Source organism: Kitasatospora sp. NPDC047058, from assembly GCF_040643935.1.
In the GTDB taxonomy this organism is placed as follows: domain Bacteria; phylum Actinomycetota; class Actinomycetes; order Streptomycetales; family Streptomycetaceae; genus Kitasatospora.
Map to the genome: position 1 here is coordinate 24,465 of NZ_JBEYVJ010000002.1, position 12,461 is coordinate 36,925.

Consider the following 12,461-nt stretch of genomic DNA (forward strand, 5'->3'; position numbering starts at 1 on the left):
GGTGTTCGGCAGCGCGTCTTTGCAGGTCGTGTCGGAAGGACTGGCCGGGGGCCGGTGAAGGCCCGGCGGTCCCGTCAGATCCGGAAGGTTCGCATCCGCATCGCTTCGCGCATGCGGCGCTCCTTGGTCCGGCGCGGCTGCACCCGCTCCCGCAGTTCGCGCGCCTCGGCGAGCTCGCGCAGGAAGACGGCCCGCCGTTTGCGGCGTTCCGCCTCGGTCTCCGGCTGGTCCGGGGGTCGGTCCGAGCGCCCGCCCGACAGGCCCGCGAGCCCGTCCGCCGAGCCGTCCCCGGTCCTCGGGTTGCTCGTCATAGGACGTGACTTTCCCAGATCGGCCCGATTGATACCACAGGAGGCCGATCCGTCCTGACATTCGCGGTGCGTCACGGCGTGTCACGGCTGAGTCATCCTGCGGCGGGTCCCGGGGGCCGCGCCGTGTCGTACGGGCGTCCGGGCCCGGGCTAACCTCGATGCATGCGGATCCACGTCGTCGACCACCCGCTGGTCGCCCACAAACTCTCCACCCTGCGCGACGAGCGCACCGACTCGCCGACCTTCCGTCGCCTGACCGACGAGCTGGTGACCCTCCTCGCGTACGAGGCCACCCGGGACGTCCGCACCGAGGAGGTGGAGATCACCACCCCCGTGGCGGTCACCACCGGTACCCGGCTGAGCTACCCGCGCCCGCTGGTGGTGCCGATCCTCCGGGCCGGCCTCGGCATGCTGGACGGGATGACCCGGCTGCTGCCGACCGCCGAGGTGGGCTTCCTCGGCATGGTGCGCAACGAGGAGACCCTGGAGGCCTCCACCTACGCCACCCGGATGCCGGACGACCTCTCCGGCCGCCAGGTGTACGTGCTCGACCCGATGCTGGCCACCGGCGGCACGCTGGTCGCGGCGATCCGGATGCTGATCGAGCGCGGCGCCGACGACGTCACCGCCGTGGTGCTGCTGGCCGCGCCCGAGGGCGTCGCGGTGATGGAGAAGGAGCTGGAGGGCCTGCCGGTCACCGTCGTGACCGCCGCGGTCGACCAGCGGCTGAACGAGCACGGCTACATCGTCCCCGGCCTCGGCGACGCGGGCGACCGCCTCTACGGCACCGCGGGCTGAGTCCCGGCACCACCTGCACCTGATGCGAAGAGCCCCCGGCGTGACCGCCGGGGGCTCTTTCCGTGCGCCGGAGTGCCGGGTTCAGCAGCTGCCGGTGGTGCTGGGGGTCGGCGAGGGCTTGGTGGCCAGGGCCAGGGCCGCGGCGGCCTGGGTCTCGTCCAGCAGGGTGTTGTAGCTGTCGCCGACGACGACGTCCACGCTGTTGTCGGTGCGGGCGTCCGTGGACACGGTGGCCCCGGCGATCTGCGAGCTGATCAGGGTGGCGGCGCCGGCCCCGGCCGGGCCGGCGATCACCACGGCGGTGCCGGGCACCTTCTTGTCCAGCTCGGCCGGGGCGTTGCCCTTCTTGTCCACGGTGAAGCCGCGCTTGGTGAACTCGTCGGCCGTCCGCCCGGCCAGCCCGGCCTTGGTGGTGGCGTTGAAGACGTTCACCTTGAAGGCGGCCGGCTGGGGGATGGCGTGCGGGTCGCCCGCGGGGGCGGAGGGGGACGCGTCCGGGCCGGGGGTGGGCGCGGCCAGCGGTTTGCCGGACGGGCTCGCACAGGCCTGGGCGGAGGAGTTCCTGCCCTTGCCGGTGAAGATGTCGTAGAGCTGGACGCCGCCGAGGGCGATCAGTGCCAGCGCGAGCAGGGAGCCGATCAGGGCGAAGACCTTGCGGCTCTTCTTGGGCGGCCGACCCAGCCGTGGATAGCTGTTGCCGGTGATGCGGTACTGCTTCCCCTTCAGGCCTTGGGGAGTCAACATGCTCACGGTTTGTCTCCCCCTCGTGCCAGGGCGGGGATCGGGTGACGGTTCGGCCGCGGCGGGCGGGTCCGCCCGGTGGGCGTTCGCCGTGGTCGCGGCCGTAGTCAGCAGACTAGTGCGGTACGGCTGCGAAGGTACTAAATGATCATCATCTGGAGTACGCCGGTACCCGAATGGACGTACCCGGATACGAACGGACCGCCTCCCGGCAGGTCACCGGAAGGCGGTGCGGGGTGCGCCGGAGCGGCCCGTCACTCCATTTCGAGGACGCGGGCGTGCAGCACCTGGCGCTGCTGCAGCGCGGCGCGCACGGCGCGGTGCAGCCCGTCCTCCAGGTAGAGGTCGCCGTGCCACTTCACGACGTGGGCGAACAGGTCGCCGTAGAAGGTGGAGTCCTCCGCGAGGAGGGTCTCCAGGTCGAGTTGGCCCTTGGTGGTCACCAGCTGGTCCAGCCGCACCGGGCGCGGGGCGACGTCAGCCCACTGGCGGGTGCTGGTCCGGCCGTGATCCGGGTACGGCCGCCCGTTGCCGATGCGCTTGAAGATCACACGGAAAGCCTACCGTTTGGGCGGCGGATGGCCCAGCAGCCGCGACGCCGCCACGCCCTCCGAGGTGAACTGCGGGTGGACGAATGCGGCTGTTTCATGGGAAATGTCGCGAACGTCGTTCCTCAGCTCTTCCTCTGGAAACCGGAAGGTGACCCGATGTCCACCGCCGAGCCGGCGTCCGCCGGGCCCCCGTCCGCCGCCGGAATCCCGTCCGCCGCCGGGGTGCCGTCCGCCGCCGCGCTCCCGCCCGCCGTGCGGGAGATCGCCGACGGGTACGCCTTCACCGGGCCCGCCCTCGACCTCGGCGCGGTGCTGCTGGACGGCACCGCCCACCCCGCCGCCCCGGTGCGGATCCCGCTCGGGGTGCTCAACCGGCACGGGCTGGTCGCGGGCGCCACCGGCACCGGCAAGACCAAGACCCTCCAGCTGATCGCCGAACAGCTCTCCGCGCAGGGCGTGCCGGTGTTCCTGGCCGACGTGAAGGGCGACGTCTCCGGCGTCTCCGCACCCGGCACGCCGGGCGGGCGGACGGCGGCCCGGGCCGCCGAGGTCGGGCAGGCCTGGACACCCCGCGGCTGCCCGGCCGAGTTCTACGCGCTCGGCGGCCAGGGCACCGGGGTGCCGCTCCGGGCCACCGTCACCAGCTTCGGCCCGCTGCTGCTCGCCAAGGTGCTGGACCTGAACGAGACCCAGGAGTCCTCGCTCGGCCTGGTCTTCCACTACGCCGACCGGAACGGCCTGGAGCTCTACGACCTCAAGGACCTCACCGCCGTCATCACCTTCCTCACCTCGCCGGAGGGCAAGGAGGAGCTGAAGGGCGTCGGCGGGCTCTCCGCGGCCACCGCCGGGGTGATCCTGCGTTCGCTCACCATGCTGGAGAACGAGGGTGCGGGCGCGTTCTTCGGCGAGCCGGAGTTCGACACCGCCGAGCTGCTGCGGACCACCGCGGACGGCGCGGGTGTCGTCTCGGTGCTGGAGCTGCCCGCGGTGCAGGACCGGCCGCGGCTCTTCTCCACCTTCCTGATGTGGCTGCTGGCCGACCTCTACCAGGAGCTGCCCGAGGTGGGGGACCTGGAGAAGCCCAAGCTGGTCTTCTTCTTCGACGAGGCGCACCTGCTCTTCAAGGGCGCGTCCAAGGCCTTCCTGGAGGCGATCACCCAGACCGTCCGGCTGATCCGCTCCAAGGGCGTCGGGATCTTCTTCGTCACCCAGACGCCGAAGGACGTCCCCCCGGACGTGCTGGCGCAGTTGGGCAACCGGGTGCAGCACGCACTGCGCGCCTTCACCCCGGACGACGCCAAGGCGCTCAAGGCGACGGTCTCCACCTTCCCCCGGTCGTCCGCGTACGACCTGGGCGAGGTGCTGACCTCGCTCGGCACCGGTGAGGCGGTCGTGACGGTGCTGTCCGAAAAAGGTGCCCCGACGCCGGTGGCGGCGACCAGGCTGCGGGCCCCGGAGTCGCTGATGGGCCCGGTCGGGCCGGCCGCACTGCAGGCGGCGGTGGACGGCTCCGCGCTGACGGCCCGCTACCGGGACGCGGTCGACCGGGAGTCGGCGTACGAGAAGCTCGCGGCCCGGGCGGCGCGGCCGGAGGCGGAGCCGGTGCCCGCGGCCCCGGGCGGGCCGGCGGGCGGCGGGGAGCCGCGGCGGGCGCCGGAGGAGGAGCAGGAGAGGGAGGGCGGCGGGCTGCTCGGGCAGCTGCTGGGCAATCCGGCGCTCAAGTCGTTCGCCCGCTCGGCGGGGGCGCAGCTGGGGCGGGAGATCTCGCGCAGCCTGTTCGGGACGTCCCGGCGGCGGAGGTAGGCGGAGGTGGCGGCGGCGGCCGGGGCCGGTGCTGGTGGCTCCCCCTCGTCGGATGACCACGACGAGGGGGAACGCGTGTCCGTATGTTGGCATGGCCCGGATGAATCGTGCAGACGGGCGACGATTTTCAGCCACCCGCCGCGTCGGTCACCGGCCGTTTCGGCCACCCGCCGGCCGGGTCAGCCCGCCAGGGCGGCGCCGATCCGGTCCAGCGAGGAGAGCCGCATCAGGCCGTAGTGGTAGAACCCGACCTCCGGCACGCCCAGCGCGCGCAGGACGGCGATCTTGGCGGCGAGGTTGGCCGGACCGTCGCAGTCCGAGGCCATCGGGCGCAGGATCACCGCCAGCTCCTGCGGGCGGACGCCGTGCAGGGCGAACGCGGCGATCTTCTCGCGGACGGCCTCCGGCGTCCTGGCGTAGCCGAGCGTCTCGATCCGGTGGGTGGCCCCGGTGAGCGCGGGCAGGTCGATCCCGGCCAGCCAGCCCTTCCCCGGGCCGCCGCCGTCCATGAAGTTCAGCCGCATGCCGTGCCGCTGCGCCTCCGCGGTCACCTCGGCGGCCAGCGAGGTCACCGTCGCCGCGGAGGCGTCCACGTAGGCGGCGAGCGCGCCGCCCGCCAGCTCGTCCAGGGCACCCGGCTCGGCGGCGGCCGCGTCGTCGGCCAGCCGGCGGCGCAGCTCGGTCCGGACGGCCGCGGCGACCTCGTCGGCCGGTACGCCCGTTCGGGTGGCGGCGGCGCGGCAGTGCGCGCAGAAGCAGATCCCGAGCAGCGCCTCGGCGACCGGGCCCAGCTCCTCGAAGTACCGCTCGTGGTGGTAGCCGTGGCGCAGGCCGTGGAAGTGCAGCGACTCGGCGCGGACCGTGCGCACCCCGTACCGGGCCAGCTCGCCGACCAGCGTCACCGCGTACTCCCGGACCTCCGGCGCGGCCGGGCAGAGCTCGGTGAGGTGGCGGTCGCCGAAGGCGTTGGCGGGCGCGCAGTCGGGGTGCTCGAAACCGAGCCGGTCGTTGTGGCAGAAGACCGTCCAGGCGTGCAGGCCGAGCCCGCGGCGCTGCGCCTCGGCGGCGGCCTCGGCGAAGGGGTCGCGGTCGCCGATCGCGGTGGAGGGGGTGGGCCGCAGCCTCCGCCCCGCCCAGCGGGCCGGGTCGGGCCGGAAGTAGGCGGCGCCGGGCTCCAGGTAGCGGACCACTCGGCGCGGGTTGTGCGGGAAGACGTCCCGGGCCTCGTGGTAGACCGAGGCGAGGGTGACGCCGCCGACGCCCGCCCGGTCCGTGAGGTTGCCGAAGAAGGTGTCGGCGCCCTCGTCCAGCAGGTCGGTGGCGAAGGCGAGGACGGACGACTCCACGGTGCGGCTCCGGAGCAGGTGGGCGGGTGCCCCTCACGCTAGCCGGAGCGGCAGGATTGGTCTATACCGCGCTGGGCCGGTCGGGTGTCCGGTGCCGTCCGGCGGCGGGCCGGCGCGGAGTCAGAGGCCGAAGTCGTCCAGCTCCTTGAGCAGGTCGGCCCGCGAGCCGGGGACGATGCCGGTGCCGGCGGTCTTGGTGTCGCGGGCCGTCGCGGGCTTCGCGGCGGCCGCCCCCTGCCCCCGGTTGCGGAAGATCCAGGCGCCCGCCAGGCCGCCGACCAGGCCGCCGAGGTGCGCGGCCCAGCTGATGCCCGGGGCCGTGCCCGGCAGGGCCGACGTGACCATGTAGGCGTACGAGGCGCCCAGCACGACGCCGATCAGGGTGTCGACCGGGTTGCGGTCGAAGATCCCGCGCAGCACCACGTAGCCGAAGTAGCCGAACACCATGCCGCTGGCGCCGACGCCGACGGAGTTCGGCTTGTCGAAGACCCAGGCCGTCAGCTCGCTGACCACCGCGACCAGCGCGGTCAGCCCCAGGAACTTCTTCACCCCGCGGAAGGCGGCGAGGAAGCCGAAGACGAACAGCGGGCCCGAGTTGGCCTCCAGGTGGGCCCAGTTCCAGTGCAGCAGCGGCGAGGTGACGATGTTCGGCAGGGAGCCGAGCTCCTGCGCCCGCAGCCCGTACTCCTTGCTGAGGCCGTAGTCGTCGAGCCAGTTCACCAGCTGCAGCAGCCAGATGACGGCCATGACGCCGGTCATCGTGAAGAGCGCCCGGCGGGCGTCGGCGATCATCCGGGCCGGGTCGAGGGCGGACGAGGAACCGCTCGGGTCGTTCAGGGACATGACGCCGACTCTAGGGCCGCCTCGATCGGGTGTGCACCCCACTACAGTGAATCGTGTCGTTCAGCCAGGAGCCGGGCTGCCCGGTTCGTCGAGAGGTGACCCACTGATGACCGTTCGTCCGCCGCTGCCGTACGAGTTCCTCCCGCAGGTGCCGTCCTTCGAGCTGACCAGCGAGGACTTCACCGACGGGGGCGGGCTGGCCGAGGAGTTCATCCACGCGGGCGGGAACCTCTCCCCGCAGCTGGCCTGGGCCGGGCTGCCCGAGGGCACCCGCTCGATCGCCGTGACCTGCTTCGACCCTGACGCGCCGACCGGCTCGGGCTGGTGGCACTGGCTCGCGCTCAACCTGCCGGCCGGCACCACCGGTCTGGCGCGCGGCGCCGGTTCCTCGGACGCGGACCTGCCGGGTGAGCGCTCGTTCCACGGCCCCAACGACTTCCCCGGCAACAAGTACGACGGTGCCGCCCCGCCGCCCGGCGCCCCGCACCGGTACGCCTTCGCGGTGCACGCGCTGGACGTGGCGGAGCTGGACGTCGCCGCCGACACCCCGGCGGCGCAGATCGGCTTCCACGTCACCTTCCACACCCTGGCCCGCGCGGTGATCACGGCCGAGTACGGGGTCTGATCCCGGCCGGCCCGGACGGGCCCCCGGCGGGTCCGTCCGGCATCCGGCGCGGACGCGGGCCCGGCTGCGGGCCCTTCACTGCGCGCCGAGGGCCATCCACTTCCCCGGGTTCGCCAGCGGTTCGAACCCGGCCTTGGCGTAGACCCCGTGGGCGTCGGCGGTGGCCAGCAGGATGCGGCGCAGGCCGAAGGGGGCGAGGTGGTCCCGGACGGCGGTGGCCAGGGCCGTGCCCAGCCCCCTGCCGCGGACGGCGGGCGCGATGTAGACGTCGCAGAGCCAGGCGAAGGTGGCCCGGTCGGTGACCACCCGGGCGTAGCCCACCTGGGCGCCCGAAGCGCGCTCGTAGACACCGAAGTTGAGGGAGCCGGCGATCGCCTCGTCCTGCTTCTCGCGGGCACGGCCGAGTGCCCAGTAGGCGTCCTGCGACAGCCATGCGTGGATCAGCCCGGCGTCGAGGCGCGCGGCGTCGGTGGAGATCTCGTAGTCGTCCGCGGGGTCGGTGCTCATGCCGGGATCCAAACAGAACGGGCCGCCGGCGGACCATCGGATATCGCCCGCGGGCCGGCCTACGCCCGCTCCGCCCCGCTCCCGGCCGCCCGGTCGGCCCGGTCGGCGAGTGCCCGCAGGTGGGCGTGCATCTCCGGCGGCTCGTGCACCTCGAACTCGCAGCCGAGCATGAGCAGGCGCATGGCCAGCCACTCCAGGGAGTCCGCCCGGGAGCGGAAGCGGCAGCTCCGCTCGTCGACCGGCTCGACCTCGGAGTCGCCGCCCACCCGGCGCCGGACCTCGTCGGCGGGTGCGTGCAGGGTGGCGACCAGGGTGTACGTCGGGGTGAGGCGGCGGAGCTTGCTCGCCACGTACGCGGCGGCGTCCTCGGCGGGGAGCGGGCGCGGGGTGAAGCGGGCCCCGGTGGCGAACGGCCGGCTGACCCGGTCCACCCGGAACAGCCGCCAGTCCTCGCGGTCCAGGTCGTAACCGACGAGGTACCAGCGGCGGCCGGCCGAGACGAGCCGGTCGGGCTCGATCAGGCGGCGGGTCTCGGCGCCGTTCCCGGCCCGGTAGTCGAAGCGGAGCCGCTCCCGGTTGGTGACGGCGCCCGCGAGCACGGTGAGGTCCTCGGGGTCGACGGTCGGCCCGTCGCCGGTGAGCAGCGGCACGGTGGCCGCGTTCAGCGTGCCGACCCGGTGGCGCAGCCGGCCGGGCAGGACCTGGAGGAGCTTGCCGAGGGCGCGGACGGAGGCCTCCTCGATGCCGACCACCGCGTGTCCGGCGGCCGCCCGGAGGCCGACCGCGATGGCCACCGCCTCCTCGTCGTCCAGCAGCAGCGGCGGCATCGCCGTCCCGGCCACCAGCCGGTAGCCGCCGACGGCGCCCATCGTCGCCTCGACCGGGTAACCGAGGGCGCGCAGCCGGTCGATGTCGCGGCGGATCGTCCGCGGGCTGACCTGGAGGCGCTCGGCCAGCTCGCTGCCGGGCCACTCGCGCGGCGTCTGGAGCAGGGACAGCAGGCTCAGCAGTCGTGCCGGTGTGTCGGTCATGGCGTCCAGGATGCCGGACAAGGCGGACAGGATCTGACCTACATGCCCCGTACTGTCGCAGACGTGCCGAAGAGCGAGGTAGAGGAGTACGAGATGACGACGGACACCGCGACGGCGGACCGGCGGAGGTGGATCGCACTCGCGATCGTGATGACCGCCTCCTTCATGGATCTGGTGGACGTCACCATCGTGAACATCGCCGTCCCGAGCATCCAGGCGGACACCGGCGCCTCGTTCAGCGCCATCCAGTGGGTGACCGGCGGCTACGCGCTGGCGTTCGCGATCGGGCTGATCACCGGCGGCCGGCTGGGCGACATCTACGGGCGGAAGCGGCTGTTCCTGCTCGGCATCGGCGGCTTCACCGTCGCCTCCGCGCTCTGCGGGCTGGCGGGCGGCGCCGAGATGCTGGTCGCGATGCGGGTGCTGCAGGGGGCGATGGCGGCGCTGATGGTGCCGCAGGTGCTGTCGATCATCCACGCGACCTTCCCGGCGGAGGAGCGCGGCAAGGTGTTCGGCCTGTTCGGCGCGGTGGTCGGCCTGGGCGCGGTCTCCGGCCCGATGATCGGCGCGCTGCTGACCGAGGGGGACCTCTTCGGCCTGGCCTGGCGGCCGATCTTCCTGATCAACCTGCCGGTGGGCGTCGCCGGGCTGCTGCTGGGCCGGGCGTTCATCGGTGAGTCGAAGGCCGAGCGGGCGCTGAAGCTGGACCTGGTGGGCGTGCTGCTGGCGAGCGCGGGCCTGCTGATGCTGATCTACCCGCTGACCCACGGCCGGGAGGCCGGCTGGCCGCTCTGGGGCTACCTGTCGATGGCCGGGAGCCTGCCGGTGTTCGCGCTGTTCGTCGCCTACGAGCGGATCAAGACGCGCAGGGACGGTTCGCCGCTGGTGGAGCTGTCGCTGTTCCGGGTGAAGAGCTTCGCGGCCGGCATCGGGGTGCAGCTGACCTTCGGCGTCGTCACCGGGATCTTCTTCCTGGTCTGGACGCTCTACATGCAGCTGGGCCTGGGCTGGAGCCCGCTGAAGGCCGGTACGACGGGCATCCCGTTCTCGCTCGCGGTCTCGACGGCGGCCGGGCTCTCGGTGCAGAAGCTGGTGCCGCGGTTCGGGCGGAAGGTGCTCCAGGCGGGCGCGCTGGTGATGGCGGCGGGCGTGCTCACCTACATCTGGGAGGCCGGCCGGTACGGGACGGCGATCGCGCCGTGGCAGATGGCGCTGCCGCTGGTGATCATGGGCCTGGGCATGGGCCTGATCGTCTCGCCGATCACGGACGCGATCCTGGCGGAGGTGCCGCGGGAGCACGCCGGTTCGGCGTCCGGGCTGATCAACACGGTCGGCCAGGTCGGGATGGCGCTGGGGCTGGGCCTGGTGTCGGTGGCGTTCTTCGGCGCGATGCCCGACGTGGTCACGCCGGCGGAGGCCGGGACGGCGTTCAGCGACGCGTTCGTGCACGCGATGTGGTGGGTCGCGGGGGTGCTGGCGCTGGTGTTCCTGCTGATGTTCGCGCTGCCGCGGCGCAGGGCGGCGGTCGTCGCCGCCGCGGGCGCGGAGGCCGTGGAGCCGCGGGAGCAGGAGCCCGTGCTGGTCTGACACCGTGCCGGCCCGGCCGGTGTGCGGGTGGCGGGCCCCGGTCGCGAGTGCGCGGCCGGGGCCCGCGTGCGCACACTGGGAGGGCCATGAACCGTACGCCGGTGGACTCCTCGGCGCTGCGCTCGGTCGGGTACGACGCGGCGCTGCTCGTGCTGGAGCTGGAGTTCGTCCACGGGGGCGTCTACACGTACGACGCCGTGCCCGGGCGGGTGCACCGCGAGCTGATGGCGGCGGAGAGCCTCGGGAGGTACTTCGTCCGGCGGATCCGGGGGCGGTACGCGTACCGGCGGCTGGGGTGACGCCCTAGCGGGGCCAGTCCGGGGCGGGGTCGGTGGCGAGGAGCGGGCGGATCGCGCCGAGGACGGCGCCGATGCAGACGTCCCGCAGCTCGGTGCGGGAGCAGGTCTCCTCGGTGAGCCAGTCCACGCAGAGCACCCGGACGAAGACCAGCCAGCTCTTCAGCACCCCGGAGACCGCCTCGCGGGCGTGCTCGTCGGCGAGTGGGAGGACGCCCAGCAGGCGGGCGCGGAGGGCGTCGAGCTCATCGGTCATGATCGTCTGGATCACCGGGTCGCCGGCCAGCACCCGGTTCGCCGCGAGGACGGCGTTGCGGTTGGCGGTGAAGTAGTCGAGGTGGGTGTCCAGGCCCTGGGCCAGCTGATCGACCAGGGTGTCGGCGGGGTCGAGGCGGGTCCCGGCGAGGAGCTGGTCGGCCGCCTGCTTGTAGACCGCGGCGAAGAGGTCGTGCTTGCCCGGGAAGTGCCGGTAGAGCAGCGCGCGGGACACCCCCGCCTGGGCGGCCACGTCCTCCATCAGCACTTCCTCGTACGGGCGCGCGGCGAAGAGCCGCGCGCCGACGGAGAGGAGCTGGGCGCGGCGTTCGGCGGGGCTGAGCCGCTGGCGGGGAGGCATGGGGGAACACTACTTGACACGTGTCTACCAGTGCCGCCTACTGAAGTAGACGTGTGTCAACTTGCAGTGAGGGGTGAGCCGGTCATGGCCAGGGCGTTACGGGTGCTCGCGTGGACGATGGGGGTCGCCTGCGTGGCGATCGGGCTCTTCCACGTGGTGGGCGGCAACGCGGCGGTCCCGGGGGAGGCCGGGGCCGGCGCGACGGTGGACAGCATGGGCCGCTTCTTCGGTGCGGTCTTCGCCGGCTACGGGCTGGCGTGGGTGTGGGCGGCCCGGCAGTCGCCCGTCCCGGCGCGGGTGGTCCGGGTGCTCGCCGGGGTGTTCCTGCTCGGGGCGCTCGGACGGGTGCTCTCGATCGTCGTGGAGGGGCGGCCGCACGGGTTCCAGCTGTTCCTGATGGTGCTCGAACTCGCCCTGTCCCCGGTCTTCTTCGGGCTCGCGGCGGCGGACGAGAAGGCGGCGCGGCGGGCGTAGCGCCGGCTGGGCGCAGGGGCCGGCGGGCAGGGACCGGCGGGCGGTCGCGGCGCGCAGGCCCGGCGCCCACGGGGAGGGGCGCCGGGCGGGTGGCGTGGCGGGCGGCGCGTCAGGCCTTCGCCTTGGCCTCCTTGGCGGCGCGCTTCACCTCCTGTTTGTGGGCGCGCACCTTGTCGAGGGACTCCGGGCCGGTGATGTCCGCGACCGAGCGGTACGCACCCTCCTCGCCGTAGCCGCCCGCCGCCTCGCGCCAGCCCTCGGGCCGGACGCCGTACTGCTTGCCGAGCAGGGCGAGGAAGATCTGCGACTTCTGCTTCCCGAAGCCGGGCAGCGCGTTGAGCCGGCTGAGCAGCTCCTTGCCGGTGCTGACGTTCCGCCAGAGGCCGGCCGCGTCGCCGTCGTACTGGGCCACCAGGAACTGGCAGAGCTGCTGCACCCGCTTCGCCATGGCGGCCGGGTAGCGGTGCACGGCCGGCTTCTCGGAGAGCAGGGCGACGAAGGCCTCGGGGTTGTAGGTGGCGATCTCGTGCGCGTCCAGGTCGTCCCGCCCGAGCCGCTGCGCGATGGTCAGCGGTCCGGCGAACGCCCACTCCATGGGCACCTGCTGGTCGAGCAACATCCCGACGAGCGCGGCGAGCGCGCTGCGCCCGAGCAGTTCGTCGGCCTCAGGCTGCTGCGCGAGCCGGACGGTGACGTTCATGGGCAAGCCCTCCTCTGAGCTGGAGACTCGGGTCGCCGCCCAGTCTGGTGGACGGGCGTGGAGCGGAGGCGGGCAACACGCCCGGGGGGATGTCGCTCCTTGGGGTGACTGGTTGGTTCGTCGGCATAGTTCTTGACCGCCGGATTCTGCGCGCCCCCGGAGGGGCAGGGCGTGGTGGTCGGGCCGGCCGGACCGGGGCGCCGGCCGCCGGGGGCGGAACCCGCCGGAAAGT

The 12,461-nt window shown here is 73.4% G+C and carries 15 protein-coding genes; 6 read left to right on the forward strand and 9 right to left on the reverse strand.

What is annotated here, in order from left to right:
- Positions 1 to 74: 74 nt before the first annotated feature.
- Complete coding sequence (locus ABZ885_RS00400) at positions 75 to 311, reverse strand: hypothetical protein (protein ID WP_360181297.1); 237 nt, start codon at positions 309 to 311, stop codon at positions 75 to 77.
- A 162-nt stretch (positions 312 to 473) separates the two neighbouring features.
- On the opposite strand from ABZ885_RS00400, the gene upp reads away from it, so the two are divergent.
- On the forward strand, positions 474 to 1,109 hold the full coding sequence (gene upp / locus ABZ885_RS00405) for a uracil phosphoribosyltransferase (protein ID WP_360181300.1): 636 nt from the start codon (positions 474 to 476) through the stop codon (positions 1,107 to 1,109).
- An 81-nt stretch (positions 1,110 to 1,190) separates the two neighbouring features.
- Here upp and ABZ885_RS00410 read toward each other — a convergent pair whose 3' ends face one another.
- Positions 1,191 to 1,853 carry a LytR C-terminal domain-containing protein gene (locus ABZ885_RS00410; protein WP_360181432.1) on the reverse strand — a complete coding sequence of 221 codons (663 nt, stop codon included), beginning with the start codon at positions 1,851 to 1,853 and terminating at the stop codon, positions 1,191 to 1,193.
- A gap of 251 nt (positions 1,854 to 2,104) precedes the next feature.
- Positions 2,105 to 2,401, reverse strand: coding sequence for a type II toxin-antitoxin system VapB family antitoxin (locus tag ABZ885_RS00415; protein ID WP_030061387.1), 297 nt, complete (start codon positions 2,399 to 2,401; stop codon positions 2,105 to 2,107).
- A gap of 156 nt (positions 2,402 to 2,557) precedes the next feature.
- Here ABZ885_RS00415 and ABZ885_RS00420 point away from each other — a divergent pair, with 156 nt between their 5' ends.
- Entirely contained in the window at positions 2,558 to 4,204 is a 1,647-nt protein-coding gene (locus ABZ885_RS00420) for a helicase HerA-like domain-containing protein (RefSeq protein ID WP_360181303.1), read from the forward strand.
- 179 nt (positions 4,205 to 4,383) lie between these two features.
- Here the strand turns inward: ABZ885_RS00420 and ABZ885_RS00425 are convergent, their stop codons facing one another.
- Positions 4,384 to 5,550 (reverse strand): hypothetical protein, encoded by a 1,167-nt coding sequence (locus ABZ885_RS00425; RefSeq protein WP_360181306.1) that lies wholly within the window; start codon positions 5,548 to 5,550, stop codon positions 4,384 to 4,386.
- Between the two features lie 120 nt (positions 5,551 to 5,670).
- Positions 5,671 to 6,393 (reverse strand): rhomboid family intramembrane serine protease, encoded by a 723-nt coding sequence (locus ABZ885_RS00430; RefSeq protein ID WP_360181309.1) that lies wholly within the window; start codon positions 6,391 to 6,393, stop codon positions 5,671 to 5,673.
- Between the two features lie 106 nt (positions 6,394 to 6,499).
- Here ABZ885_RS00430 and ABZ885_RS00435 point away from each other — a divergent pair, with 106 nt between their 5' ends.
- Positions 6,500 to 7,018, forward strand: coding sequence for a YbhB/YbcL family Raf kinase inhibitor-like protein (locus ABZ885_RS00435; RefSeq protein WP_360181313.1), 519 nt, complete (start codon positions 6,500 to 6,502; stop codon positions 7,016 to 7,018).
- A gap of 75 nt (positions 7,019 to 7,093) precedes the next feature.
- Here the strand turns inward: ABZ885_RS00435 and ABZ885_RS00440 are convergent, their stop codons facing one another.
- Together ABZ885_RS00440 and ABZ885_RS00445 are read right to left on the reverse strand one after the other, a co-directional pair.
- Positions 7,094 to 7,525, reverse strand: coding sequence for a GNAT family N-acetyltransferase (locus ABZ885_RS00440; RefSeq protein WP_360181316.1), 432 nt, complete (start codon positions 7,523 to 7,525; stop codon positions 7,094 to 7,096).
- A 59-nt stretch (positions 7,526 to 7,584) separates the two neighbouring features.
- Positions 7,585 to 8,556, reverse strand: coding sequence for a YafY family protein (locus ABZ885_RS00445; RefSeq protein WP_360181319.1), 972 nt, complete (start codon positions 8,554 to 8,556; stop codon positions 7,585 to 7,587).
- A gap of 93 nt (positions 8,557 to 8,649) precedes the next feature.
- On the opposite strand from ABZ885_RS00445, the gene ABZ885_RS00450 reads away from it, so the two are divergent.
- Complete coding sequence (locus tag ABZ885_RS00450) at positions 8,650 to 10,143, forward strand: MFS transporter (protein WP_360181322.1); 1,494 nt, start codon at positions 8,650 to 8,652, stop codon at positions 10,141 to 10,143.
- Between the two features lie 86 nt (positions 10,144 to 10,229).
- On the forward strand, positions 10,230 to 10,442 hold the full coding sequence (locus ABZ885_RS00455; RefSeq protein WP_360181325.1) for a KTSC domain-containing protein: 213 nt from the start codon (positions 10,230 to 10,232) through the stop codon (positions 10,440 to 10,442).
- Positions 10,443 to 10,446: 4 nt separating this feature from the next.
- Here the strand turns inward: ABZ885_RS00455 and ABZ885_RS00460 are convergent, their stop codons facing one another.
- Positions 10,447 to 11,055, reverse strand: a complete 609-nt coding sequence (locus ABZ885_RS00460) for a TetR/AcrR family transcriptional regulator (RefSeq protein ID WP_360181328.1) — start codon at positions 11,053 to 11,055, stop codon at positions 10,447 to 10,449.
- 84 nt (positions 11,056 to 11,139) lie between these two features.
- Between ABZ885_RS00460 and ABZ885_RS00465 the strand changes: the two genes are divergently transcribed.
- Positions 11,140 to 11,529, forward strand: coding sequence for a DUF4345 domain-containing protein (locus ABZ885_RS00465; RefSeq protein WP_360181331.1), 390 nt, complete (start codon positions 11,140 to 11,142; stop codon positions 11,527 to 11,529).
- A 109-nt stretch (positions 11,530 to 11,638) separates the two neighbouring features.
- Here the strand turns inward: ABZ885_RS00465 and ABZ885_RS00470 are convergent, their stop codons facing one another.
- Entirely contained in the window at positions 11,639 to 12,229 is a 591-nt protein-coding gene (locus tag ABZ885_RS00470; RefSeq protein WP_360181334.1) for an HhH-GPD-type base excision DNA repair protein, read from the reverse strand.
- Positions 12,230 to 12,461 lie beyond the last annotated feature (232 nt).

Coding starts and splice junctions, on each gene's coding strand:
- ABZ885_RS00470 (WP_360181334.1), bottom strand. CDS start 12,229: ATGAACGTCACCGTCCGGCTCGCGCAGCAGCCTGAGGCCGACGAACTG.
- ABZ885_RS00460 (WP_360181328.1), bottom strand. CDS start 11,055: ATGCCTCCCCGCCAGCGGCTCAGCCCCGCCGAACGCCGCGCCCAGCTC.
- ABZ885_RS00400 (WP_360181297.1), bottom strand. CDS start 311: ATGACGAGCAACCCGAGGACCGGGGACGGCTCGGCGGACGGGCTCGCG.
- ABZ885_RS00465 (WP_360181331.1), top strand. CDS start 11,140: ATGGCCAGGGCGTTACGGGTGCTCGCGTGGACGATGGGGGTCGCCTGC.
- ABZ885_RS00445 (WP_360181319.1), bottom strand. CDS start 8,556: ATGACCGACACACCGGCACGACTGCTGAGCCTGCTGTCCCTGCTCCAG.
- ABZ885_RS00435 (WP_360181313.1), top strand. CDS start 6,500: ATGACCGTTCGTCCGCCGCTGCCGTACGAGTTCCTCCCGCAGGTGCCG.
- ABZ885_RS00455 (WP_360181325.1), top strand. CDS start 10,230: ATGAACCGTACGCCGGTGGACTCCTCGGCGCTGCGCTCGGTCGGGTAC.
- ABZ885_RS00430 (WP_360181309.1), bottom strand. CDS start 6,393: ATGTCCCTGAACGACCCGAGCGGTTCCTCGTCCGCCCTCGACCCGGCC.
- upp (WP_360181300.1), top strand. CDS start 474: ATGCGGATCCACGTCGTCGACCACCCGCTGGTCGCCCACAAACTCTCC.
- ABZ885_RS00440 (WP_360181316.1), bottom strand. CDS start 7,525: ATGAGCACCGACCCCGCGGACGACTACGAGATCTCCACCGACGCCGCG.
- ABZ885_RS00420 (WP_360181303.1), top strand. CDS start 2,558: ATGTCCACCGCCGAGCCGGCGTCCGCCGGGCCCCCGTCCGCCGCCGGA.
- ABZ885_RS00410 (WP_360181432.1), bottom strand. CDS start 1,853: ATGTTGACTCCCCAAGGCCTGAAGGGGAAGCAGTACCGCATCACCGGC.
- ABZ885_RS00450 (WP_360181322.1), top strand. CDS start 8,650: ATGACGACGGACACCGCGACGGCGGACCGGCGGAGGTGGATCGCACTC.